At 52.0% G+C, this 21,424-nt stretch carries 30 protein-coding genes; 3 read left to right on the top strand and 27 right to left on the bottom strand.

Going from position 1 to position 21,424, the window contains the following annotated elements; all coding sequences use genetic code 11:
- The 7 genes from BFF42_RS25405 to BFF42_RS25435 all read right to left on the bottom strand — a co-directional run.
- On the bottom strand, positions 1–287 hold a 287-nt coding region (locus BFF42_RS25405), incomplete at its 3' end, for a transposase (RefSeq protein ID WP_000567737.1).
- 302 nt (positions 288–589) lie between these two features.
- Positions 590–1,117: a tail fiber assembly protein gene (locus tag BFF42_RS25410; RefSeq protein WP_001164147.1), complete on the bottom strand. Its 528-nt coding sequence runs from the start codon at positions 1,115–1,117 to the stop codon at positions 590–592.
- A gap of 3 nt (positions 1,118–1,120) precedes the next feature.
- Positions 1,121–3,211, bottom strand: a complete 2,091-nt coding sequence (locus tag BFF42_RS25415) for a tail fiber protein (RefSeq protein ID WP_000104687.1) — start codon at positions 3,209–3,211, stop codon at positions 1,121–1,123.
- Between the two features lie 10 nt (positions 3,212–3,221).
- Positions 3,222–3,752, bottom strand: a complete 531-nt coding sequence (locus tag BFF42_RS25420) for a phage tail protein I (RefSeq protein WP_039060592.1) — start codon at positions 3,750–3,752, stop codon at positions 3,222–3,224.
- On the bottom strand, positions 3,745–4,653 hold the full coding sequence (locus tag BFF42_RS25425) for a baseplate assembly protein (protein ID WP_001121467.1): 909 nt from the start codon (positions 4,651–4,653) through the stop codon (positions 3,745–3,747). Before BFF42_RS25425 ends, BFF42_RS25420 begins: the two co-directional genes overlap by 8 nt.
- A gap of 4 nt (positions 4,654–4,657) precedes the next feature.
- Entirely contained in the window at positions 4,658–5,005 is a 348-nt protein-coding gene (locus BFF42_RS25430) for a GPW/gp25 family protein (RefSeq protein ID WP_000127163.1), read from the bottom strand.
- A complete protein-coding gene (locus BFF42_RS25435) occupies positions 5,002–5,631 on the bottom strand; it encodes a phage baseplate assembly protein V (RefSeq protein WP_024259820.1) in 630 nt (209 codons plus the stop codon). The genes BFF42_RS25430 and BFF42_RS25435 overlap by 4 nt, the downstream gene beginning before the upstream one ends.
- 116 nt (positions 5,632–5,747) lie before the next feature.
- Between BFF42_RS25435 and BFF42_RS25440 the strand changes: the two genes are divergently transcribed.
- Positions 5,748–6,854: a hypothetical protein gene (locus BFF42_RS25440; protein ID WP_241557078.1), complete on the top strand. Its 1,107-nt coding sequence runs from the start codon at positions 5,748–5,750 to the stop codon at positions 6,852–6,854.
- A 38-nt stretch (positions 6,855–6,892) separates the two neighbouring features.
- On the opposite strand, the gene BFF42_RS25445 is transcribed toward BFF42_RS25440, so the two are convergent.
- The 12 genes from BFF42_RS25445 to BFF42_RS25500 all read right to left on the bottom strand — a co-directional run bounded on the left by BFF42_RS25445 (position 6,893) and on the right by BFF42_RS25500 (position 13,087).
- Positions 6,893–7,345 (bottom strand): phage virion morphogenesis protein, encoded by a 453-nt coding sequence (locus BFF42_RS25445; protein WP_001001790.1) that lies wholly within the window; start codon positions 7,343–7,345, stop codon positions 6,893–6,895.
- A complete protein-coding gene (locus tag BFF42_RS25450) occupies positions 7,338–7,793 on the bottom strand; it encodes a phage tail protein (RefSeq protein WP_039060539.1) in 456 nt (151 codons plus the stop codon). Before BFF42_RS25450 ends, BFF42_RS25445 begins: the two co-directional genes overlap by 8 nt.
- Positions 7,756–8,019, bottom strand: a complete 264-nt coding sequence (lysC, locus tag BFF42_RS27440; protein ID WP_225390765.1) for an Rz1-like lysis system protein LysC — start codon at positions 8,017–8,019, stop codon at positions 7,756–7,758. Before lysC ends, BFF42_RS25450 begins: the two co-directional genes overlap by 38 nt.
- Positions 7,901–8,326: an Rz-like lysis system protein LysB gene (lysB, locus tag BFF42_RS28065; protein ID WP_000040671.1), complete on the bottom strand. Its 426-nt coding sequence runs from the start codon at positions 8,324–8,326 to the stop codon at positions 7,901–7,903. Before lysB ends, lysC begins: the two co-directional genes overlap by 119 nt.
- Positions 8,314–8,739: a DNZ54_00345 family protein gene (locus tag BFF42_RS25465; protein WP_000736628.1), complete on the bottom strand. Its 426-nt coding sequence runs from the start codon at positions 8,737–8,739 to the stop codon at positions 8,314–8,316. Before BFF42_RS25465 ends, lysB begins: the two co-directional genes overlap by 13 nt.
- A 14-nt stretch (positions 8,740–8,753) precedes the next feature.
- Complete coding sequence (locus BFF42_RS25470; protein ID WP_001144101.1) at positions 8,754–9,251, bottom strand: glycoside hydrolase family 24 protein; 498 nt, start codon at positions 9,249–9,251, stop codon at positions 8,754–8,756.
- Positions 9,251–9,532 (bottom strand): phage holin family protein, encoded by a 282-nt coding sequence (locus tag BFF42_RS25475; protein ID WP_000123123.1) that lies wholly within the window; start codon positions 9,530–9,532, stop codon positions 9,251–9,253. The genes BFF42_RS25470 and BFF42_RS25475 overlap by 1 nt, the downstream gene beginning before the upstream one ends.
- A 3-nt stretch (positions 9,533–9,535) precedes the next feature.
- Positions 9,536–9,739: a tail protein X gene (locus tag BFF42_RS25480; RefSeq protein ID WP_000846409.1), complete on the bottom strand. Its 204-nt coding sequence runs from the start codon at positions 9,737–9,739 to the stop codon at positions 9,536–9,538.
- Entirely contained in the window at positions 9,739–10,248 is a 510-nt protein-coding gene (locus BFF42_RS25485; protein ID WP_000988639.1) for a head completion/stabilization protein, read from the bottom strand. Before BFF42_RS25485 ends, BFF42_RS25480 begins: the two co-directional genes overlap by 1 nt.
- Positions 10,249–10,347: 99 nt before the next feature.
- A complete protein-coding gene (locus BFF42_RS25490) occupies positions 10,348–11,097 on the bottom strand; it encodes a phage terminase small subunit (protein WP_000203457.1) in 750 nt (249 codons plus the stop codon).
- A 3-nt stretch (positions 11,098–11,100) separates the two neighbouring features.
- The gene (locus tag BFF42_RS25495; protein ID WP_001248589.1) at positions 11,101–12,174 is read right to left on the bottom strand and encodes a phage major capsid protein, P2 family; all 1,074 of its coding nucleotides are present in this window, start codon (positions 12,172–12,174) and stop codon (positions 11,101–11,103) included.
- Positions 12,175–12,232: 58 nt separating this feature from the next.
- A complete protein-coding gene (locus BFF42_RS25500) occupies positions 12,233–13,087 on the bottom strand; it encodes a GPO family capsid scaffolding protein (RefSeq protein ID WP_001085978.1) in 855 nt (284 codons plus the stop codon).
- Between the two features lie 173 nt (positions 13,088–13,260).
- On the opposite strand from BFF42_RS25500, the gene BFF42_RS25505 reads away from it, so the two are divergent.
- Together BFF42_RS25505 and BFF42_RS25510 are read left to right on the top strand one after the other, a co-directional pair.
- A complete protein-coding gene (locus BFF42_RS25505; protein WP_000156858.1) occupies positions 13,261–15,033 on the top strand; it encodes a terminase ATPase subunit family protein in 1,773 nt (590 codons plus the stop codon).
- Positions 15,033–16,067, top strand: a complete 1,035-nt coding sequence (locus BFF42_RS25510; RefSeq protein ID WP_000038167.1) for a phage portal protein — start codon at positions 15,033–15,035, stop codon at positions 16,065–16,067. The genes BFF42_RS25505 and BFF42_RS25510 overlap by 1 nt, the downstream gene beginning before the upstream one ends.
- Positions 16,068–16,471: 404 nt before the next feature.
- Here the strand turns inward: BFF42_RS25510 and BFF42_RS25515 are convergent, their stop codons facing one another.
- The 8 genes from BFF42_RS25515 to BFF42_RS27155 all read right to left on the bottom strand — a co-directional run bounded on the left by BFF42_RS25515 (position 16,472) and on the right by BFF42_RS27155 (position 21,419).
- On the bottom strand, positions 16,472–17,401 hold the full coding sequence (locus BFF42_RS25515) for a DUF4238 domain-containing protein (protein ID WP_001515549.1): 930 nt from the start codon (positions 17,399–17,401) through the stop codon (positions 16,472–16,474).
- 103 nt (positions 17,402–17,504) lie between these two features.
- On the bottom strand, positions 17,505–19,676 hold the full coding sequence (locus BFF42_RS25520; RefSeq protein WP_000268616.1) for a replication endonuclease: 2,172 nt from the start codon (positions 19,674–19,676) through the stop codon (positions 17,505–17,507).
- Positions 19,666–19,941, bottom strand: a complete 276-nt coding sequence (locus BFF42_RS25525; protein ID WP_000027667.1) for a DUF5405 family protein — start codon at positions 19,939–19,941, stop codon at positions 19,666–19,668. Before BFF42_RS25525 ends, BFF42_RS25520 begins: the two co-directional genes overlap by 11 nt.
- Positions 19,938–20,162, bottom strand: coding sequence for a TraR/DksA family transcriptional regulator (locus tag BFF42_RS25530; protein WP_001113278.1), 225 nt, complete (start codon positions 20,160–20,162; stop codon positions 19,938–19,940). Before BFF42_RS25530 ends, BFF42_RS25525 begins: the two co-directional genes overlap by 4 nt.
- Positions 20,162–20,464 carry a DUF5405 family protein gene (locus BFF42_RS25535; RefSeq protein WP_001277959.1) on the bottom strand — a complete coding sequence of 101 codons (303 nt, stop codon included), beginning with the start codon at positions 20,462–20,464 and terminating at the stop codon, positions 20,162–20,164. Before BFF42_RS25535 ends, BFF42_RS25530 begins: the two co-directional genes overlap by 1 nt.
- Entirely contained in the window at positions 20,464–20,688 is a 225-nt protein-coding gene (locus BFF42_RS25540) for a DUF2732 family protein (RefSeq protein ID WP_000557703.1), read from the bottom strand. The genes BFF42_RS25535 and BFF42_RS25540 overlap by 1 nt, the downstream gene beginning before the upstream one ends.
- Positions 20,689–20,751: 63 nt before the next feature.
- Complete coding sequence (locus BFF42_RS25545) at positions 20,752–21,252, bottom strand: hypothetical protein (protein ID WP_000217677.1); 501 nt, start codon at positions 21,250–21,252, stop codon at positions 20,752–20,754.
- A complete protein-coding gene (locus BFF42_RS27155) occupies positions 21,249–21,419 on the bottom strand; it encodes a hypothetical protein (RefSeq protein ID WP_001005162.1) in 171 nt (56 codons plus the stop codon). Before BFF42_RS27155 ends, BFF42_RS25545 begins: the two co-directional genes overlap by 4 nt.
- Between the last annotated feature and the right edge of the window lie 5 nt (positions 21,420–21,424).

Raw genomic sequence — 21,424 nt, forward strand, 5'->3', positions numbered from 1 at the left:
AGTTCATTTTCCATCGTTTTCTTGCCGAGCAGGCGCTGGAGTTCTTTAATCTGCTTCATGGCGGCAGCAAGTTCAGAGGCAGGAACAACCTGTTCTCCGGCGGCCACAGCAGTAAGACTTCCTTCCTGGTATTGCTTACGCCAGAGAAATAACTGGCTGGCTGCTACACCATGTTGCCGGGCAACGAGGGAGACCGTCATCCCCGGTTCAAAGCTCTGCTGAACAATTGCGATCTTTTCCTGTGTGGTACGCCGTCTGCGTTTCTCCGGCCCTAAGACATCAATCATCTGTACTCCAATGACTAGTCTAAAAACTAGTATTAAGACTATCACTTATTTAAGTGATACTGGTTGTCTGGAGATTCAGGGGGCCAGTCTAGTGCCGATACAAATCATCCTATATTCTAAGGAGTTTTAAGTTACTCAGCCTGCCAATTACTGGGGCATTTAATTTGTATGATCTGTATCAAAGCTGGGATATAAGTTAAGTGAAGTATATTAGGCACGAATTACCAGCGTCTGCTCTTGGCACAGAGCGGACTGTCAGATTAGACTTTACTCTGTGCTATAGGTATGTCAGCTCATACAACTTATTGCGGCATTTCCGGCCATTCAGGATTTGCAGGATCCACACGACTGACCAGAACGCTGTAGCGTTCCCATGCTTCCAGTCGGCTGCGCTCCTCATCTGTTGCCATATTCAGCCTGACAGCGCGCTCCAGCGGCAAAATCACGGATTCAGCTTCGGAAAGTAAAGTTGCCTTTTGTGATTCTGCCAGTTGCTGCTGTTCGTCTGCCGTATAAATCCGCTTAATCACGGCACCATCCTTAAACATCCATTTACCTGAGTCATCAGCACGTCGGTTGGCGGTAATATCAGGAACCTCGACAACGCTAAAACCTTCAGGGTTAAGCGTTGAAGCATCTCTGGTGATGCCGACAATTATATTATTCTCGTCGTAAACAATCTTTATCGTGTCTTCCTGAAAATTACTTACTTCCTCATACCAGTTTTTTCCGTCTTCAGACCATAACCAGATAACATCAAAATTTTTTGTCAGTTGATATTGGGCAACAGTTTTGGGATTACCCGCAGTAATATTTTTTAAATGCTGCATAAATTACACCTGTGCGACGTTATACCATGTGCCATTAATGTATTTTTGTATTGGTCTGAATACTGCCGGATCATCGCCATCAACTTCGCCGACAATGCCAAGCCCTGTAATTACATGGCCTGATTTCTCATACATCACGCCTTTTTGCATGGTCTGAACAACACGCGTACCCAGGCGAACATCTTTCACATAGCGGGAATCAAAATTTCCGTAATCTGATGGGTTAACACGTCCAGTAACACTCAGGCCATGCCCCATTGACACTCCGCCATTGGCGTTATTGATAGTCAGCGGTCTTAAACCGTTCCATGTTCCAAATTTATCGCCAGAGGCCGTCAGCATTAAATATGTGCTGCCGCCATCATTCCTGATAAAGAATCCATAATTGCCATAAGCAATGCGCAGACCATTAGCACTGAGCGATGTAATTTCACCTCTTGAACGAAGACCATAAGCAGAGCTGAGTGATAATTCTTCCTGAGCATCAGTATTACCTGTCGCCCAGCGAATTACCCCGCCCTGTACTGTTTCATGCCAGATAGTGTCTCCTTCTCCACCACGAAACTTTCTGAGATATTTTTTGCCGCCTCTGGTGCCGGAACATAAGGCCGTAGACATATAGGCATTCTGGCTTCCACTATCCTGATTAATAGTTCCAGACATAGAATCGCCGTAACGGTTCCAGTCACGCCGCCAGCCAGGAGCATAGTTGTCCCCGTGGTTAATATAAGTAAATTGCGCGCTTGTAGCGCCCCCACCGCTTGATGTTGTTGGTGTGGTAATACGAATAGTCATTGCAGACTTTATGCCCATTACCTCAATAACAGCGCCAGCAAGATGAATATTGCCACAGCCAGTATCCGTAATGATTTTGTTATTTGCATATGACCAGGAGCCTTTGCACATCCAGTACGGATGATTAAATGCACCACGGGAATCCAGCCATTCAATAAACTGAGCGGTTGTCCAGTTTCCGGCTTCAGTGCTCAAAGCGCCGCTATAAGCACGACAGGCACCGATATTTTTCGTGAAGGTATCCTTTCCCGGAATATCCGCACCGTTCTGATCTTTCTGAAGACGTTTTTCAGCATTGTCATAGGCAGACTTCACCGCCTTTGGCGTTGCAGCCTGCGTTTCAGAATCACTGTTGGTGGCGCTACTGAGCTGGACAAGACCTTTTCGCGCCGTGGTGGCATCCTGTGCAGTGTATTTCCCGTTAGCAAGGTCATATGCTGTCTTAACCGCCTTTGGCGTTGCCGCAAGCGTTTCAGAATCGCTGTTGGTGGCGCTACTGAGCTGAACAAGGCCTTTTCGCGCTGTTGTGGCATCCTGTGCAGTGTATTTCCCGTTAGCAAGGTCATATGCTGCCTTTACCGCTTTCGGCGTTGCGGCGAGCGTTTCAGACGTGCTGTTAGTCGCACTACTGAGCTGAACAAGGCCTTTTCGCGCGGTGGTAGCGTCCTGTGCGGTATATTTCCCGTTAGCAAGGTCATATGCGGCCTTAACCGCTTTCGGAGTTGCAGCCAGTGTTTCAGACGTGCTGTTGGTCGCACTGCTTAACTGAGTAAAACCTTTTGCGGTCAGCGAGGCGTCAGGGTGACGTCGTGACTGTTCATGTTCTGCAATTTTGTCATCAACGTAATCCTGCGTTGCCATCACCGTTGTGGTGTCAATGGTCAGCTCCACTGAGGCCACACTGCTGACGATGATGACCATGCGGCAGGTCTGCGAACGCCCTGAGCCTTCGGCAAGGGCTGGCTTATAACTTTCGGCCATGTTCGCCACGGCAATTAGCGTTCCCGCATCATCGTACAGGCCAAGTTCACGCATCCAGAAACCGCCCACCTCCGGCGGAATAACCAGCTCTGCGATAATATAATTACTGTTTCGTTTGTCCTGGCTGATTTTGTTCAGCGCATGTCGCCAGACTTCATGGATAAGCCCGGTCTGTCCGGCATCCGGGACAGGCAATTTACCACCGCCATCCCCGACGGCCATCGTGGTAATGTTGACCTTCCGCCCTCCCGGTGCGGTTGCCGCTGCCAGCTTTGCTGCACCGGCAGTGGTGATAACGGTTTTGAATTTTGTGCTCATTATTCCTCACTTATCCGGGGTAAACCGTAATTACATCGCCGTCGTAAGCCACACCACCGGCGAACAGGTAGCCGGGAATATCCCGGGTAATGTTCAGGCCAATAAGATGACGGCTTGCAGGTTTGGCATCAGCAATAAGCCGTTCCATTTCCTGATACATTGCCTCTGTGATGCCGCTTTCCAGTACGCCAATATCAAGCCGGAAGGTGCCTGGCGGGTCACTGGTTTCCCACCACTCCGTCACGTTGATGAGATAGCCCAGCGGCTCCACCACACGCCGGATTGCACCTATAGTGCCTTTATGACAGTGGATGAAATAGGCATCGCGAATAACGGCGCGTTTGGTCGCTTCCGGCCACTTTTCATCCCGCCTGTCGACCGAAAACGCCCACGCCAGCCACGGCAGCAGATTTGCCGGACAGGTATCCGGGTTCCACAGATCACGAATACTGACCGGCGTTTTTTCAATTTCCGCACAGGCTTTTGCGGCGGCGACTTCAAGCGGTGATGAGCCGGTCGGCAGCAGGCGCGAATCACTCATCCGAGCCTCCGGTCACGACGCGGTATTCGGTACAGAAAGACGCCTGCGTACTGTTGAGCACAATGTCGGCCAGTGGTGCAGCCAGTTCGACACGCTGCACGCCTTCCACATGCAAAGCGGCATAAATGGCAGACAGACGGATGTCGCGCCCCAGCCGGTGCTGTGCCGTGATGTACGCTTCCAGTTTTTTCACGGCGGCAGCGCGGATGGGTTCGCTTTCGGGACCAGGGTAAAGGTAAAGCGTGGCGTTTATCTGGTATTCAACGATGGCGGCAGACTGCACGGTCACGCGGTCGGCTACCGGCCTGACGTCCTCGCCATTAAGGGCGTTACGCACCACCGCCAGCAGGTCTTCGGATGCGACACCGTTATTTTCACGTGACAGCACAGAGATGGTGACGCAGGCCGGAGAAGGACTGGTGACAGAGATATCTGCGACACGCCCGTCGGCACTTCGACCATGATACTGATAGGCCCCCACCGACCCGGCGACGCTTAAACCTTCAAACGCCTGCTGAATACGCAGACGATAATCGGTGTCAGATTCCATCTCGGCCGGTGTCGGCGGGAGGGTCGAATCATCTGCCGGGGTGATAATCAGGCGCGCGGTGTTGTAATTGGCACCAATCACATCAAGGTCATTACCGGCAGCACAGGCCAGCATCACCGCCCGTGCGGCCTCATTCACACGCTGACGCCAGATAAGCTCACGATAAGCATTTTCCTCCAGCAGTTTGACGAGAGGCTCAGATTCAAGCGTCAGGGTACGGGCGACCGCCTCCTGCTGGTCTTCCGGGTAAAGGGAAATCAGTGTCGCCTTGCGTTCGGCAAGAATGGTTTCAAAGTCCAGCTCCTCGACCACATCCGGTGCGGGTAGCTGGTTCAGGTCGATAATCGGCATGGTTTCAACTCACAGGGATGGTTAACGAAAGTGGCTGGCCGGTGTCGTTGTGCTGACCGGTTAACGTGACCGTCATTCGCCCGTCAAAACTGCGCGCCGTGGTGACGGATGACAGGGTGACGCGGGGTTCCCATTTCAGCACTGCCATGTAACAGGCGACCTTAATCTGCAACTCAAGCGCCGGGGTCTGCGGCTGGTCAATCATTGATGCCAGCAACGAGCCGTAATCACGACGCATCACCCGTGAGCCGACCGGTGTGCGCAGGATATCGCCGATACTCTGGCTGATATGCTCAAGGTCAGTGACCGTCAGGCCATCACTGCGATTCATTCCGAGATAACGCGCTGTCATAGAGGACTCCCGGTTGTGCCGCCGCTGTCGCCGGGGTGTTTATGGGTATGCAGTACCTTCCCGTTTGATGAAAGTTCACCGCCGGTGTGTTCAATGTTGCCGCGCATCGTCCCGCCCTTCTGCACTTCCAGCGTGCCGGTAATCAGCTTGTTGGTGCAGACCACCTCCGGTGTGTCCAGGGTGACGCGGGTTGATGCTTTCACCATGACCACCGGCACCGTGGCAGTAACAGAATCAGAAGCCGTCACGCTGGCCGTTTTAATTCCGCTTACCGTGAGTGCACTGGTTTCAGGTTCATACTCAATCACCGCCCCGTCAGGGAAACGGATATGCAGGGCATCCGCCGACGCCGACGGCGCGGGGTTATCGCCGGAATAAATCCCCGGCAGAACGAACGCCGTGTCGAGTTCACCGCCCACGGCCAGAATCAGCACCTGTTCCCCCACGGAAGGTGCCCACCATGTGCGCGAACGACCGGCGCGATGGGTCAGCCACTGAAGCCAGTCGGTGCACATGCCGCCGGTCTGCACACGGCAGCGACCGGCATTAAGGTCGGTTTCGACGATAATGCCAGTGCGAATCATATTGCGTATAAAGCGAAGAATTTCATTGTATTGTGCATTCATTCGATAATAATGATTCTGTACAATCTCGAAGTAAATCACACCACGATTTCTGGTGCACAGAACAACAAGGGACAACAAAATCCATTATGAGTACTTACTTTTTCTCGTCAGAAACAATGAAAGAATTGTTCAAAGATTATCTGGTCTTTTTGAACACGCTGACTCCCGGCACAAACTTTGAATCAAGCAGAAACAAAATAATTGCTCAAGCAATAAACTTCATTTCCGAAAACCCTGAAGATTGGGACAAAAAATCCCAGTACAACATTGCTATGATTGGCGACACCTTTAAAAGTTTCTTAAGAGAAAAGGGAGAAGATAACAACAGCATCAACCTTATATTCACTTGCTTTTTTAGATTTATCATTGAACCAAGCATTCTCTCTCCGGAAATAGAGTCTCACTTTTCACCACTAAGAACCATCAAGGATTTTGCTCTGTATAACTATAATGAATTCGATGAGCGGAGCAGAGCACAGATAGACTTTTCTCTTAGAGAACTGCCATTAGCAATGGTTAAAGAAGTTTTAAGCTCCAGCAATGTTGACACATATAAAAAATACATTGATAGTTTAAACGAAGGGCGTCAATTTTTCGAAAAGTGCGACTCCTTCTTAAAGGAGCAACATGCCAAAATAGAGTCAATCAAAGAGTCATTAAAAGGGTATGAGGTCGCATTTAATTTTGTTGGATTGTTTGAAGGCTTTAATTCACTTGGCAAAAAGAAAGAAAGTGAAATCATGCTATCAAGAATAATTCTTATCATCTTGGCTATAATCATTCCCTCCCCGCTGATATACTATGGAATGCATAAATTACCAGCTCTCGAAACGACAAATGCTGCCACATATTTTATGTCAGCACTACCTTTTGCATCAGTTACATTGATTTTCATGTATTACTTTAGAGTTGTACTGCTAAATCATATATCGTTACGAACTCAGATTATGCAAATAGAACTCAGAAAGAGCCTTTGTCAGTTCATTCAGAGTTATAGCGACTATTCCTCAGAGATAAGGAAAAACAATCCGGAAGCGCTTTCAAAATTCGAAGACGTAGTATTTTCAAACATCATGCTATCCGATGATAAGATACCATCTACATTTGATGGCATTGAGCAAATAGCATCGTTAATCAATTCATTAAAAATGGAAAGTAATGATAAAAGGCCAATAACTGGCCTTTTATTTATTAACATGAAAATTCAAAATAAATTATGCTAATCAATTGATTTCTATCTTATATTCTCAGATGATTAAAGCTAACGATTCAGGTGAGCCAGGATAATCTCTTCAATCATCTGCACATCCTCACCGGTAAAGCCGAGCAGAGGACGCGCCGGATATTCAATTTTCTTACCGTCTTTCCGGGTTTCTTCCGACAGACCGAACTGATGCACACTGGCTATTTTCGGTGACTTCCCGCCGTAAAACTCCATTGATGCCTGTTCAGGGCTGGCGCGGATATGCAAAAAACGACTGGTGATAAGTTTCGCAAACATTTTTCGCTTAACGCGACCGGTCTTTTTTCTGGCGCTCTGCTGCTGGCGTGGTGCGTAGGGTGTGCCGTCCGGGGCTTTCTGTGCCATCACCCGACGCTGCTGACTCTGACGCAGACGTTTCGCCAGTTCGGCGCTCAGTCGCCGACGCCCTGACGGTGACAGCGACTCAATCAGTCCGGTCAGCCTGTCTTCAAAACGCTTAAACTCATTCATCCCACTTACTCACCAGTTCGCCATTGATATAAAGCTCCATCGGGCGGGTGACCGGCTCCGGCGGCGGAGGTTCCGGGATATTCTTCACATGCAGCGCGCCGTCCACCTCACTGACCAGCGTGCGCTCGGTCAGCATCAGGCTGATGCTGATATCAAAGCTGCTGTCATTGTTGATGTCTGCATAAAACGTGAAGCCCTTTTTCGTGGTCATGATGTCGGGCTGATTTTCCCGCAGCCACGCCAGCACCGGCACGATGAGCAGGTCAAAATCACCGGTAAAGTCGGTCACAATGACATTGAGCGTGTAACGCTTTTCGAACGACAGCGACGTCGCCAGTGTGGAGGCAATACTCCCGTTATCCACGAATATCCGCAGCATATCGGGGTTAGTTTTCAGCACCGTGACGGCATCAGTCAGCGCCCTGCGCAGGCTGTCGGGTTTGAGCATCGTTTTCGTCCTGACAGTGTTTAATCATTTTTACCTGGCTGGCACAGCGTGCCAGCGCGTTCTCAAGCTGCCGGATATCGGCACTTAAATCGCCGTTCTTCTGCGGGTCACTGCCCGGCATCGGGCAAAGGCTCACTTTCGGGCAGGCGTTGGCGACAATCACTGGCGTCAGTGCAGGCCGGACGCTGGTGCAACCGGCGCACAGCATCAGGCAGGTCAGCGCCATACCAGCGGCGGAAATCCTCGTTTTCATTAAGTAACCTCGTGATGGTTTTCTCGCGCAGTGCTTCACGCTTCGCGGCGTTCTCCAGTTCCTGACGCAGTGCCACCTGCGCCAGCTCGTTTTTGTCTGCCCTGGTGAGTGCAACATGAAGCTGATTTTTCAGCATGGTGATGGTCGTCTGCTGCCCGCTGGCGACGCTGTTCGCCCTGTCCAGTGAGGTGCGCAGGCTGGCATTTTCATGCTTCACCAGAAACAGCCCCGGCACCGCCAGTGATAACAACACAACCAGCACAATCATCAGCTTTGACATGGTTCCCGCCCCTCAAAACGCTGACGGCAGGCCGTACGTATCAGCCGGAAGAACACCGACGCCACAAGATAAATCAGCGCGGTAAAAATCCACCCGGCAGCGACCAGCGCGATAAACGTCGCCACCATCACCACCAGAGCCGCCGCCCGTCTGCGCCACGGCACCGGCTGCAAAAACAGCGACGTGACAATCTTCACGGCCAGCGATTCCGGCGGCAGCTCCCGCCCGTAGCGTTCCAGCACATACTCAGTGGCATACACCCCGACACCACCGGTAACCACACAGATAACCGTCGCCAGAATCGCCCAGGCGGCGACAAAATTGACGGCCACGCTCTGCGGGTAAATCAGGGACAGTGCCAGCATCAGCGCCAGCGACACGTTCAGCATCTGTGAAAGGGATAATTTCTTCATGGTGTTTACTCCGTTTAAGCCGGTACGCCGCCAGCGGTACGCCAGACGGTGACCAGTTTTTCCAGTGAATGCTCACGCTGACCGTAACCGGCACCCGGCAGGGACGCCCAGATATTGCGACAGCGTGAAATGGCGCGCTCAATACGTCCCGCCCGGATGTCATCCAGCGCACCGCGTTCGCGGATCAACTGAATGGCGAGTCTGTCCTGTGACAACGGACTGAAATCCGGCAGGGCAAGCTGTTTGCGGTAATGCGGCCAGAACAGGTAAAGCTGCTGATAGCGACCGGAGGCCGTGGATTTTTCACCGCGACGGTTAAACACCTTCGCCGGTCGGCCATGTGCGAACGGGTGGTCACTGTAGTCGGTGAAAATTTCCGGCTTTCCGTCCAGTCCGGTGACTATCACGTCATAGCCCCGGTTTTTCGTCAGCGGATGGTTCGCCGTCCCTTCGGACACGGCCAGCATGTCGAGAAAGGCGGCGATATTCTGATGCGTGTTAATAACCGGCATTACGGTTTCCCCCTGCCCTTAAAGCGGCGCTGAATGGCAATCTCAATCACCTGATAACCGGCGATACCCAGCATGGAGCCGATGCCGCACACCGCAGGCAATGACAGGTCAGGAAACTGCACCAGAACAACACCGGCAACCATCGAGACAAAACCACCGAGCAACATGCGCCCGATAAACAGACGCGGGGTGATGGGTTCACCACCGGCAAGCACCTTGCCGACAACAATCAGCACCCCAATCATGAAAAGCGACAGGACGCTTTTTTCTTCTGCTGTCATGCGTTACTCCCACAGATTGACAGTTTCAGCCACGGGCGCGGTCTGAACGTCGGGCAGTTCGACGGCGGTGCCGTGCGGCAGCACCGCGCCCAGTTCAGCCAGTCCCGGATTTGCGGCGAGCACGGTCTCAACCACGCCCTCAGTGCGCCCGTAATACCGGACACAAATGGCGTCGAGCGTGTCGCCCTGTAGCGCAAAGGTCTTCATCAGATTTGACTCACGATGCAGCGCGGCTTGTCCTGGATGCGCGCCACCGCCCAGCGCATATCCCGCCACAGCTCATCAATGGTGCTGTCAATGCTGTCAGCCTTCTTGTCGCCTTTCGCACTGGCATCCACGCCGCGATAACGCTCATACAGCGACGCGGTCGCCATCGCACACACGGCGCGCTCGTAGTAAAAAACCCTGATGCTTTCACCGTCGATGTCGTCCGCCGGGACGTCCGCCAGACGCGTAAAACCGGCGGCAATTTTCTGTTCGCGGTACTCGTACAGCTCCGCATTTGTTTCCGCCATGCCTGACTTGATGGCCTCACGCAGACGGGCGGGGGCGACAGTCTGCTCAAGGCGCATACGTTCCCGGACGCGCTTCGGGTCGATATCGGGAAAAAAGAACGTGTTTTTAATCACCGGCTCGTCGCCTGCCGGTTGCGGGATGACCACCGTACCCTCACCGGACACGGGAGCCTCCTTTCGCGGAATAATCAGCGTCATCATGACTACCTCTGAAAAGTCGGGCGGTGGACGCCGGTGCAGTGTCAGATGATTCACCCTCACTGACCGGCGTGCCGCCCTGGCGCGGGGCGCATTCGGTTGTTAACTGGCTTTCTTTTTCGGGCGTCCACGTTTTGCCGGTGTCACGCTCCGGGTCTTACGCGGGGTACGGGTGGCCGCTTTTGGCTGCGGCTGCGGCTCCGGCTTCGGTTTCAGCTCCCGCTCCAGTCGTTCAATCTCTTTTTTGACGCCTGCCTGACAGTCGAGCTGTGTCGCACGTTGCAGGTGCGCCAGCGCACCGGCGGCATCACCACCGTCACGCAGAAACAGACCGGTGATTTTGTGCAGCTTTGCGCGCACTTCATCAGGCATGTCAGCAGCGGCAGTCAGTTCAAGGGTCTCCGTCAGCAGGCGGGTATCCACAGACTCACCGGCAGCGTGGGCACGCATGGCCGCAAGCGCGACCTCCTCGGTGAACATGTACGGCGGGGTGCGGCGGTGTTTACCCGGCATGGTCAGACCGTACTTCAGGGCATAACGGGCAATCTCCAGCGCACCGGCAATATCGCCGGTATCCAGACGCCACAGCATGACCGTCATCAGAATGTCATCCTGTGCACCTTTGCCCTGCTCCAGCACGCCGTTCACCCACGGCAACCAGAACGGCAGCAGTTCGCGTTTTTTCGCGGCCTTCAGCTCTTTTGAATAAATCGCTTTCAGTGTGCGCTGGTCTGCGGCGAGCTTAACCAGCATCTGCTCATAGACAGTTGCATGTCGCAGCGGGGCGGCTTCCCGCTGCGCGGTCATCGCTGCCGAGACCCGCATCATGTGGCGCTGTGCGGGACTCGTCATCGGTTACGCTCCCGGCTCTGCGGTCGCTTTAGCCGGTGTGGAGAAGTCACCGACCTTGATTTTTTCCACCAGACAACCGGCGGCGTAGTCTTCCACCACGTAATCAATGTTCATTGACTCGTAGTTCTCCACGCGGTCGAGTTTCGGGTTTTCCACAATCACGCGGCGATGGCTGTCATCCATGTAGTAGATGGACAGGTTTTCCAGCTTCGTGATGAGCATCGCATCCGCCGGGAAGTACGGGACGCGCACTGCCGGCAGGTTACCGATGCGTTTCTGGCTGATGATGACGTCAGCGGCCAGCATCTCGCTGTTGTCCTGCTCCTTGTTGACGATGGGGAAATACTTGTCCGCCAGTAGCTGACGCCCCACAATCACCACAAGGTCAGGGTCTTCCTGATACCACGGCTCAATCAGGTTGTTGGTCGCATCCATCACCAGTGCATCGAGGCTGGCATAATCACCGCCCTTACCCACGCGGATGACCTCAGAGGTCGTGTGACCTTCCTCGTCAGTAACCTTGCTCATCACGCGCGCCGGGGCTTCATTGCGGTATTTCTGCAGCCAGCCGACCGCCACATCCTGCAGCATCTGGTTACTGCTGCGGTCAGAGGTTTCGGCACGCCTCACGCCGTTAAAACCGGCCATGATTAAATCAAGGGACTGGCGTTTGATAATGGCGTTACGGACACGGAGCTGGAAATCCTGATAACGCGCCCACAGGTCCAGCGTTTTGTAGCGGATATAAAAATCGAAGTTAATCTGGTCGCATTCGTACTTGTTTGACGCCAGCTTCGAGAAGTCCTTCGGCTGACGCTCGGTGCCACCGGCGGTGTCGGTGGTGCTGGCGATGGAGCCGGTGACACCAATACCAATTTTTTCCCCTTTCATTTCGCTGACCGGCACAATGTTGATGCGGGTCAGAAAGTCAGAGGACTCCTGCATGGTGTTCATCAGGGTCTGGGTGACCGACGGTTCAACGGTGAATTTTTTCGACACATCACCGGCGTCGATGCCGTTCAGTTCGGCAACACGGGACAGGTAGGCATTAAATTTAAAGCGGGTTTCCTGGCGCATAGTTTTTCCTGAAATTAAGGGTTAATCGTGAAGGTTTTCCCGGACTGACTGACGCCGGTCAGCAGTTCGTCATCAGGGCGTCACCGCCACCACCGGTGGCCTTGCTGCGGCGCTGCTGGGTCAGACTTTCGGTGTTGTCGAGACTGTTTTTCAGGCGGCTGAATGCCTGACTGGTTTCATCCGCCCTGTCAGTCACCTCCTGCTTAAGTGCGGAAAAGGCGGTTTCCACCTCAGCGAGGCGCTGCTCAGTGGCGCTCAGTTTTTCCTGCACATGTTCAGCAACAGCGGTCACCGCTTCATGCACGTCATTCAGACGGGCGTCATCGCTGGCCTGTTTGCGGCCAAAAATGGATTTCACCTTTTCGGTCAGGGCGGTGAACACGGTTTCAGGCAGGTCTTCAAATTCCAGCTCAACGGGCGTTGCCACTGAAATCAGGTTTTCAGGGCTTAATTTGAAGCGGTTCAGGGGGTTGTGTTTTGCCGTGCGGCAGAATTCCAGGTATTCCGTGCCGAGGCTTGCCGGGTCATCGGTGACGGCCAGCCCCACCAGATAACATTTGCCGGTGTTGGCAAAGTTCGGCTGAATTTCCATTGAGGTGTAGACCTTCTGCGCGGCCTTGTTCATCGCGATAAGGTCATCGGTCGGGGTGATTTTCGCAAACAGCGCCCATTTGCCTTTCAGCGCCGAATCGTCATCAATCTTTTCGGCCTTCAGTTCGACCACATCGCCATAACGTTTAAAAATACCGTCAGGCAGGATGCCGCGCAGATGTTCCAGGTTAATGCGGCAACCGTAGACACGCGGGTCAAAGGTTTCGGCCATTTCCTGAATATCCTGCGCACTGATGACACGCCCGTCACAGGTGTCACCCTCAACGCCGATACGAAAGAATTTTGAGACTTTTTTTGCCATTGTCAGGAGTCCTGAATAGTGATTAGAGGAGTCACATGTCGGCATCAGTTTCCCGACGATGCGCATCCTCCGCCATCAGTCCCGGATGGCTTATCACTGACACAACAGCACCTTAGCGAATCGCGGGGCGCGACTCAGTAGCCTTGCCGTGTATTCATCACGGCGAGGTATTCATGACCATCACCACAGACACCACTCTTTTACACGACCCGCGTCGTCAGGCGGCGCTGCTGTACTGGCAGGGATTTTCCGTGCCGCAGATTGCCGCCATGTTGCAGATGAAACGCCCGACGGTGCAGAGCTGGAAGCAGCGCGACGGCTGGGACAGCGTTGCCCCCATCAGCCGTGTCGAAATGAGTCTGGAAGCGCGGCTGACCCAGCTCATCATCAAACCGCAGAAAACCGGCGGTGACTTCAAGGAAATTGACCTGCTCGGACGCCAGATTGAACGACTGGCACGGGTCAACCGTTACAGTCAGACCGGCAACGAGGCAGACCTTAATCCGAACGTCGCTAACCGCAACAAAGGCGGGCGTCGCAAACCGAAAAAGAATTTTTTCAGTGACGAGGCCATCGAAAAGCTGGAGCAGATTTTCTTTGAGCAGTCTTTCGACTATCAGTTGCACTGGTATCGCGCCGGGCTTGAGCACCGCATCCGCGATATCCTGAAATCCCGCCAGATTGGCGCGACGTTTTATTTTTCCCGCGAGGCGCTGCTGCGCGCCCTGAAAACCGGCCATAACCAGATTTTTCTGTCGGCCAGTAAAACGCAGGCGTATGTGTTCCGTGAATACATCATCGCCTTTGCCCGTCTGGTTGACGTTGACCTTACCGGTGACCCGATTGTCCTGGGCAATAACGGCGCAAAACTGATTTTTCTCGGCACCAACTCCAACACCGCACAGAGCCATAACGGCGACCTGTACGTCGATGAGATTTTCTGGATCCCGAATTTTCAGGTACTGCGTAAGGTGGCATCAGGTATGGCCTCACAGAGCCACCTGCGCTCGACCTATTTCTCCACCCCGTCCACGCTGGCGCACGACGCCTACCCGTTCTGGTCGGGTGAACTGTTCAACCGGGGACGCGCCAGCGCCGCCGAACGCGTGGAAATCGACGTCAGTCATAACGCCCTTGCCGGAGGTCTTCTCTGTGCGGACGGCCAGTGGCGGCAGATTGTCACCATTGAGGACGCCCTGAAAGGCGGCTGCACGCTGTTCGACATTGAGCAGCTCAAACGCGAAAACAGCGCCGACGATTTTAAAAACCTGTTCATGTGTGAATTTGTTGACGACAAGGCATCGGTGTTCCCGTTCGAGGAGCTGCAACGCTGCATGGTCGACACGCTGGAAGAATGGGAAGACTATGCACCCTTTGCCGCCAATCCGTTCGGCTCCCGCCCGGTATGGATTGGTTACGACCCGTCACACCGTGGCGACAGTGCCGGATGCGTGGTGCTGGCACCGCCGGTGGTGGCCGGTGGCAAATTCAGAATACTTGAGCGTCACCAGTGGAAAGGCATGGACTTTGCCACCCAGGCTGAATCCATCCGCAAACTCACCGAAAAATATAACGTCGAATACATCGGTATTGATGCCACCGGCCTCGGTGTCGGCGTGTTCCAGCTCGTGCGCTCGTTCTATCCTGCCGCGCGCGATATCCGCTACACACCGGAAATGAAAACCGCAATGGTGCTCAAGGCAAAAGACGTTATCCGCCGTGGCTGTCTGGAATATGACGTCAGCGCCACCGACATCACCAGCTCGTTTATGGCTATCCGCAAGACCATGACCAGCAGCGGACGCATCGCCACCTATGAGGCCAGCCGCAGCGAGGAAGCCAGCCACGCCGACCTCGCCTGGGCGACCATGCACGCCCTGTTAAATGAGCCACTCACCGCCGGTATCAGCACCCCGCTGACATCCACCATTCTGGAGTTTTACTGATGAGCAAGAAAAAAGGGAAAACACCGCAACCTGCGGCAAAAAAAATGACCGCCAGCGCCCCGAAAATGGAGGCATTCACCTTTGGTGAGCCGGTGCCGGTACTCGACCGCCGTGACATTCTGGATTACGTCGAGTGCATCAGTAACGGCAGATGGTATGAGCCACCGGTCAGCTTTACCGGTCTGGCAAAAAGTCTGCGTGCTGCCGTGCATCACAGCTCACCGATTTACGTTAAACGCAATATTCTGGCCTCGACATTTATCCCGCATCCGTGGCTTTCCCAGCAGGATTTCAGCCGCTTTGTGCTGGATTTTCTGGTGTTCGGTAATGCGTTTCTGGAAAAGCGATACAGCACCACCGGTAAGGTCATCAGACTGGAAACCTCACCGGCAAAATATACCCGCCGTGGTGTGGAGGAGGATGTTTACTGGTGGGTACCGTCCTTCAACGAGCCGACACCTTTCACGCCCGGCTCCGTATTTCACCTGCTGGAGCCCGATATTAATCAGGAGCTGTACGGCCTGCCGGAATATCTCAGCGCCCTTAACTCTGCCTGGCTGAATGAATCGGCCACGCTGTTCCGCCGCAAGTATTACGAAAACGGCGCACATGCCGGATACATCATGTACGTCACCGATGCCGTGCAGGATCGCAACGATATCGAAATGCTCCGCGAAAACATGGTGAAGTCGAAAGGCCGCAACAACTTTAAAAACCTGTTTCTCTATGCCCCACAGGGGAAAGCCGACGGCATTAAAATTATCCCGCTCAGTGAAGTGGCAACGAAGGACGATTTTTTTAATATCAAAAAAGCCAGCGCCGCTGACCTGCTGGACGCGCACCGCATCCCCTTTCAGTTGATGGGCGGCAAGCCGGAGAACGTCGGGTCGCTGGGCGATATTGAGAAAGTGGCAAAGGTCTTTGTCCGCAATGAGCTTATCCCGCTACAGGACAGGATCCGCGAGATAAACGGCTGGCTCGGCCAGGAAGTCATCCGCTTTAAAAACTACTCACTGGACACTGACAACAGCTGAACATCGCCGCCTGCGGGCGGCTTTTTTACACCCCGTCATCACGCCCTCATACGCTCACCACCGCACAAAACACCCCGCAGACACACCAACGGCCCCGGCGAACAATCTAAACGCCATCACGACGCGCTCAGACGCTGAAAAAATAAAATCAGCACCACCGCCAGCGCGCAGTGCTTTCCCCGCCTCGCCCGCCCGCTTTATGGGTCGGTTTTAATGCAGGTGCACGAATACACCGGAGGCGCGCCGGCACTGGTGGCGCTCAGACGCAACAGGGGAGGAAAACGCATGCAATTGAATGCATTTCTAGGCACACCTAAAAATGAAAAAATGTTATGACAATTAATCATTTTAAACACACTGATTAAGGGTAGAATTCTCCTAGTAAAATCATAGAAAAACCGCTATCAAACCAGGCTTTTGCCTTGCTTCATTTTTTTAGATGAGTCTAAAAATTTGAAATTATCATTAGATGAAAATATTCTTTCTGCGGTATGCCGAATGACTGAAGTATTGAAGACCGCAGCCTGCTCCTCATTACAACTGAATACACCCTCATGACCATCAAACTCGCCCGCCAAAAGAAGGTTTTTTGATACTGGGAACAAAACTAAAGTGTCTTTTACACCAAACCCGGGGGAATAAGGGCCTCGTGCTAATTCAGGATTAGTCCACATTAAGCAAACTGGGTTATCTGAAGTTATAAATGACCCTTGCCCATCAGATATGGTCATAAGTGACCAGTTGCGTTGATGCAACAACTTGGTGATAACAGGTACACATTTCATTTCCATATCTATCATGAACTCTCTGATTACATTGATTTCGAAATTATCCCCATCCACAAAATTTTTAATTTTTTCGTAAGCGAGATCATATGGCAAAGACTCACCCATTTCTTTCTCATAAGCTAATTTGCAATCGTCCCAACGCTCAGCCGAACTAACTGAGGATTTCATGATAAACTTTGCTATTTGTTTCAATGGAGATGATAAATGTTCTCGCTGAGCAGGCGTACGTATTGCCAATAAGGAAATAAACTCCAGAATAACATCTTTGGTTTCGCCTGAAAACTCGCCCCCCTCCTCAAGTTTTCTTAAATGAGTAGCGACACTGCCTTCAAACTCTGCAAGAGAACTCTCGAGATAGTTTGGGTCAACTCCATCCAATTCTAATCGGTTGAAATCTCTAACCCCCCCGACATTGCGAGTATTACTCTCAAAGGTTTTGCGCTCCTTTAAATCTATTACAGTTAATTTTGATTTTTTCCCCCCATTACTTGTAAACCCTTTCAAATAACATTGGGATAAAAAATGATGATGCCTTGCAACACTCATACTCAGCTCCGTTATGGCTATAATCGCATAAATAATAAGCACTTATATTGCAATCATCTAGTTAAATACACAATATTTATGACTCCGAAATTTCATTAAATCACTATTGATAGGTTTTACCAATTAGTGCCAGCTCGAAATGGATGCGTGGAATCTGCGAACGTTCAGCCTTTGTCATCCGCCCTGATGGCGCTATCTGGTACGGTTTTAATGGTTCGCAGTTTCTTTGTTGCCAATTCGGTCTCGGTGCACCATGTTTTAATGCACTCCTGAGCACCGTCACAACTTCCGGGTCATCCCATCCGATAACACCACTATCAACCAGATTTAACACCGCTGCGGCATGCTCAGACGGTGTAGGGTGCATAACCGGAACGTCACCGCCGGTGAACTTTCCACAGTTATTGACAGGACTCCGAGGCGCGGCGATGCCGCTTTTTAAAGTCAAAGGCTCAACGACCGGCACTTTCGGCACAATGCGCCAGTCCGTCGTTCTGGTGATATGAATATGACGCGCGCCGAGATGCGGCGCGTAAATGCCGACCACTCTCTCGACTTCTTCCTCGTACTCGTTAACTTCATCCGACGGGCTACGGGCGACCCTGACAGTCTGACAATCGCGCGGGACATTTGCCCCACCCTGCGCGCTGATATACAACGCAAAATCACCACTGTCTGCGGCGGCGCGAGCAGCCTCGACGCGCTCGTCAAACTCATCAGCAATGCTGACGCCGCGCGGCAATTTGCGTAGTTCACGGTAAGCCCCCATTGTCGGCAGACCAACCGTTTTAAATTGTGGGATGCGCCACGTTGACGCCCATGCGGTAACAGCCGCGGCAGTATCTTTAAGCGGCTTACCGGTATCGTTATCGAGCTGACCATCCAGTGCATAGCCGTCGATATTTTTTGAGATGTATTTCGCGATATACCCCGCAGCACCGCCCCGGTTAAGGTGTTTCGCCTGAAAACGGTTTCGCGCAGCTCCTCTTTCGTCGCCATCCTCTTTGAGCGCATAGCGACGCATGATTTCGATAATCTGGTTACGCTGGCGCGGATTACAAAAAAGCATCATATGCCAGTGCGGCGTTCCGTCGTGGTGTGGCTCGACGACACGCAAACCGTAGACCTGTAAATCATTATCCTTGAATGCCGTGCGCATCAGGCTCCAGATACGGCAGAGATAACGCTGCGCATCCTTTGGATTAAATGCCTCATCGTTCCAGCCGTGATTTAGCTGGACGGTTTTACTTTCGCCTTTTCTGACCTGACGTGTCGGGTGATACTTTGACGGCGCGGTCAGCGTGATAAACATCCCCACATCACCCTCTGCTGCGGCGTAACGCTCAATACCGGCAATGGTGTTCATCAGCTCCATCCGGCGAATTTCAGGATTAGAAATACTGCCCATCACCTTACTGATAAGGTCGATGCGCTCGCCGGTTTCCCTGTTTTCAAGGTCACATGATTTAAGAAATTCCAGATTTGCCTGGCGGCGCGCACGCACATCACGAATGGCATGTTTACTGGCATAAGGAGAACGGTCTTTATTGACCTCCCCGACAGCTATCAGTAACGCCTCATGCCAGCGCATACGCTGGCCTTTAAGCTGATGAGTCCACCACTCATCGTTAAACAGGCGGGCAATGGCAGAATATGCCTGCCTCGTGGTCATCTGTCCTTTACGGTATTTTTTCCAGTAGAGCGGGGAAATATTGAAAGCACGTGCAGCGCCAGCAACATGACCATAAAGGTGAGCCTGCGCCTCATCCGTAAACAGCGATTCTTTTTCGCCATGTGCATCAACCCAGGCATCGCAGAGTTCCTCATACATCATGAAAAGCTGCGATGAGATACGGGCAGCAAACTTTTTCAGCTCCTTGTCATTCATTCCCGGCAGGCGCGCATAGTGGTCACGCTCTGCCAGAAACAGCAACGACGCGTCGGTGTTCATTTCATGGCGCTGATTCACACGCTCAATGCGCGGCCATAAACGACGCTGAAAAGTGGATGTGAGGAAATAAAACCCGTGCACCGGGCTTTTATTGCGCCGGATGTAGTCATAACGTGAAGTAAACAGCGAGCGCAAAAAGTAAGGCAGGCGGTTAATCGTGGATAAAACACCTTGCACCTGACGCATCTCGTCACGTGTAAGGGGTCTTTCGCGCCCGACAGCCTCGCGTGGCGCGTTCCATGCATAAGCACCGGTAAACGTCTTACCGGTGCCTGCGGCAAATGCTGACGGAGGGACAAAACGCCCGGAGGCTTTAACGGCCATATGAGCCAAAAGCCTCTGAACAACGCCTGCTGAGTTGCTCAACCTGCGCGTTTAAATCAGCAAAAGACTTTGCGCTTCCGGTCAGAATATCGTGATGCATCAGGCCGGAAACGAGCTGGCTTAATTTCGGGTAATAACCAACCACCGCCAGCCATTCCTGACCGGCGTTTTTACCGCTTTCCGCTCTCTTTTTCTCGTGGAGAATAAACTGAAAGCTGTCACTGGTAACGACATAACGTTCGCCAATTTCAATACGAATGCTCATGCCATTCTCCGGTAATGTTTGTTTTTTGCTTCAAAGACTGACTGACAGGAAACACAACGCGTGGCTGACGGATAAGCCGCACGACGGGCAGCAGGTATTGGCGCGTCACACTCTTCGCAAACCAGCGAAGAAACACCGCAATGTTTTACCCTTGCCGCGTTAATCTGGCGCTCCAGTAATTCAGTCTGTTGTTCCTGAATAAAATCTACGTTGTCCGGCATTACCAGTTCCTTTTGTCGTTCAGTTTTTTAAATTCATCAGCGCAATAGCTGGCAAGTTCTGTCGTTAATTTTGTCAGTTCATCCACTGAGGAAATTTGCTTGTGGAATACAGCGCGTTTAACAAGTAAATTGACCACATCAGACAGGAGGTTTAATTCGTTCTGATAAATCGCGATAACAGACTCAGTTATTTCGCGTTTTTCTTTATCAAGACCAAGTTGAATAAGAGACAAATCGCCATTTTTCATAACGGCGATTTTTAAGGCGTTATTCAGTAATACAACTGAACGAGAACAGGACATCAAAGCACCTCCCCGCGAGACAATCCGATATTGTGAAATTTTTCCGACTCCTGACTGAGCAGCTCGACTATCTCCACGCGGGATAACTCCGCCTTTGTGATGTGGCGAATCATGGCATCAAGATGAGAAGAAAAGCGCGTCGCAGCGTCGGCCTGTGCTTCGGTTCTGGCCTGTTGCAGCAGTAATGCGTATTTACCGCACTGATTTTCAGAAACTGTATGCATAACTTTCTCCAGGCAAAAAGAAGCCCCGCACGATTAAGTGCGTTAAAAACTCTGGTTAATTACTTAATGCAGATATTGCTCTGGTTTTACCGACGTCAGAATTGTCGGTGCATACTCAAACAGGCTGAATAATTCACGTAATGCACGGAATAAAGCATCACGCCAGTAACATGACTCTTCATTAATTCGCCAGTATGGCTGGTTGAATTCTTTTTCAGTCAATCCGGCATGCATAAATAAAGTACGACGCTGACTGACTGTTAAAAAACTAATATATGCATACTCACTTGCGCCAACCTGACGGCGTTTTGAGAATGCCCCACGCAATTCATCAATTGCACATACCAGTCGTTCACGTTCGACATCATTCATTTCTTCAAAACGCATCGTTGCGTGACGCTGTTTTAACTGCGCATGGAAGCAAACCGTTAGCCGTTCACGTTCCATCATCTGATTATAATAATCGCATGTCTCCTGCCAGCGAGGGACGGCCAGATGCTTACCAATTATCCGGCGCATAGCTGCTGGCTGTTTTTCAACAAGATTGAGCGTCATCACTGTCATTTCCAGACCCTCCGACTTTTCAGAAAGGTCAGAGCCTTCTTTAACGGACTCTGTTTTTTGGTGCGGATAATGATTCCCTTGCGTCCCTTACCGTGGGTAATGGTGAAGTCAATCGCCCTGGGGCTTTCGTTACGCAGTAACTGAGCAATACAACGAGGCTCATTCATACGGT

Origin of the sequence: Shigella sp. FC1661, assembly GCF_001712525.1 — a bacterium.
Taxonomy (GTDB): domain Bacteria; phylum Pseudomonadota; class Gammaproteobacteria; order Enterobacterales; family Enterobacteriaceae; genus Escherichia; species Escherichia coli.

Excerpts from the sequence above, each read along its gene's own strand:
- BFF42_RS25505 (WP_000156858.1), top strand. The coding sequence starts at position 13,261 with ATGACCATCACCACAGACACCACTCTTTTACACGACCCGCGTCGTCAG.
- lysB (WP_000040671.1), bottom strand. The coding sequence starts at position 8,326 with ATGTCAAAGCTGATGATTGTGCTGGTTGTGTTGTTATCACTGGCGGTG.
- BFF42_RS25515 (WP_001515549.1), bottom strand. The coding sequence starts at position 17,401 with ATGAGTGTTGCAAGGCATCATCATTTTTTATCCCAATGTTATTTGAAA.
- BFF42_RS25410 (WP_001164147.1), bottom strand. The coding sequence starts at position 1,117 with ATGCAGCATTTAAAAAATATTACTGCGGGTAATCCCAAAACTGTTGCC.
- BFF42_RS25500 (WP_001085978.1), bottom strand. The coding sequence starts at position 13,087 with ATGGCAAAAAAAGTCTCAAAATTCTTTCGTATCGGCGTTGAGGGTGAC.
- BFF42_RS25495 (WP_001248589.1), bottom strand. The coding sequence starts at position 12,174 with ATGCGCCAGGAAACCCGCTTTAAATTTAATGCCTACCTGTCCCGTGTT.
- BFF42_RS25435 (WP_024259820.1), bottom strand. The coding sequence starts at position 5,631 with ATGAATGCACAATACAATGAAATTCTTCGCTTTATACGCAATATGATT.
- BFF42_RS27155 (WP_001005162.1), bottom strand. The coding sequence starts at position 21,419 with ATGAATGAGCCTCGTTGTATTGCTCAGTTACTGCGTAACGAAAGCCCC.
- BFF42_RS25525 (WP_000027667.1), bottom strand. The coding sequence starts at position 19,941 with ATGAGCATTCGTATTGAAATTGGCGAACGTTATGTCGTTACCAGTGAC.
- BFF42_RS25485 (WP_000988639.1), bottom strand. The coding sequence starts at position 10,248 with ATGATGACGCTGATTATTCCGCGAAAGGAGGCTCCCGTGTCCGGTGAG.
- BFF42_RS25535 (WP_001277959.1), bottom strand. The coding sequence starts at position 20,464 with ATGTCCTGTTCTCGTTCAGTTGTATTACTGAATAACGCCTTAAAAATC.
- BFF42_RS25415 (WP_000104687.1), bottom strand. The coding sequence starts at position 3,211 with ATGAGCACAAAATTCAAAACCGTTATCACCACTGCCGGTGCAGCAAAG.
- BFF42_RS25520 (WP_000268616.1), bottom strand. The coding sequence starts at position 19,676 with ATGGCCGTTAAAGCCTCCGGGCGTTTTGTCCCTCCGTCAGCATTTGCC.
- BFF42_RS25475 (WP_000123123.1), bottom strand. The coding sequence starts at position 9,532 with ATGACAGCAGAAGAAAAAAGCGTCCTGTCGCTTTTCATGATTGGGGTG.
- BFF42_RS25530 (WP_001113278.1), bottom strand. The coding sequence starts at position 20,162 with ATGCCGGACAACGTAGATTTTATTCAGGAACAACAGACTGAATTACTG.
- BFF42_RS25510 (WP_000038167.1), top strand. The coding sequence starts at position 15,033 with ATGAGCAAGAAAAAAGGGAAAACACCGCAACCTGCGGCAAAAAAAATG.
- BFF42_RS25470 (WP_001144101.1), bottom strand. The coding sequence starts at position 9,251 with ATGCCGGTTATTAACACGCATCAGAATATCGCCGCCTTTCTCGACATG.
- BFF42_RS25425 (WP_001121467.1), bottom strand. The coding sequence starts at position 4,653 with ATGCCGATTATCGACCTGAACCAGCTACCCGCACCGGATGTGGTCGAG.
- BFF42_RS25545 (WP_000217677.1), bottom strand. The coding sequence starts at position 21,252 with ATGACAGTGATGACGCTCAATCTTGTTGAAAAACAGCCAGCAGCTATG.
- BFF42_RS25465 (WP_000736628.1), bottom strand. The coding sequence starts at position 8,739 with ATGAAGAAATTATCCCTTTCACAGATGCTGAACGTGTCGCTGGCGCTG.
- BFF42_RS25490 (WP_000203457.1), bottom strand. The coding sequence starts at position 11,097 with ATGACGAGTCCCGCACAGCGCCACATGATGCGGGTCTCGGCAGCGATG.
- BFF42_RS25430 (WP_000127163.1), bottom strand. The coding sequence starts at position 5,005 with ATGACAGCGCGTTATCTCGGAATGAATCGCAGTGATGGCCTGACGGTC.
- BFF42_RS25480 (WP_000846409.1), bottom strand. The coding sequence starts at position 9,739 with ATGAAGACCTTTGCGCTACAGGGCGACACGCTCGACGCCATTTGTGTC.
- lysC (WP_225390765.1), bottom strand. The coding sequence starts at position 8,019 with ATGGCGCTGACCTGCCTGATGCTGTGCGCCGGTTGCACCAGCGTCCGG.
- BFF42_RS25440 (WP_241557078.1), top strand. The coding sequence starts at position 5,748 with ATGAAAGAATTGTTCAAAGATTATCTGGTCTTTTTGAACACGCTGACT.
- BFF42_RS25420 (WP_039060592.1), bottom strand. The coding sequence starts at position 3,752 with ATGAGTGATTCGCGCCTGCTGCCGACCGGCTCATCACCGCTTGAAGTC.
- BFF42_RS25450 (WP_039060539.1), bottom strand. The coding sequence starts at position 7,793 with ATGCTCAAACCCGACAGCCTGCGCAGGGCGCTGACTGATGCCGTCACG.
- BFF42_RS25445 (WP_001001790.1), bottom strand. The coding sequence starts at position 7,345 with ATGAATGAGTTTAAGCGTTTTGAAGACAGGCTGACCGGACTGATTGAG.
- BFF42_RS25540 (WP_000557703.1), bottom strand. The coding sequence starts at position 20,688 with ATGCATACAGTTTCTGAAAATCAGTGCGGTAAATACGCATTACTGCTG.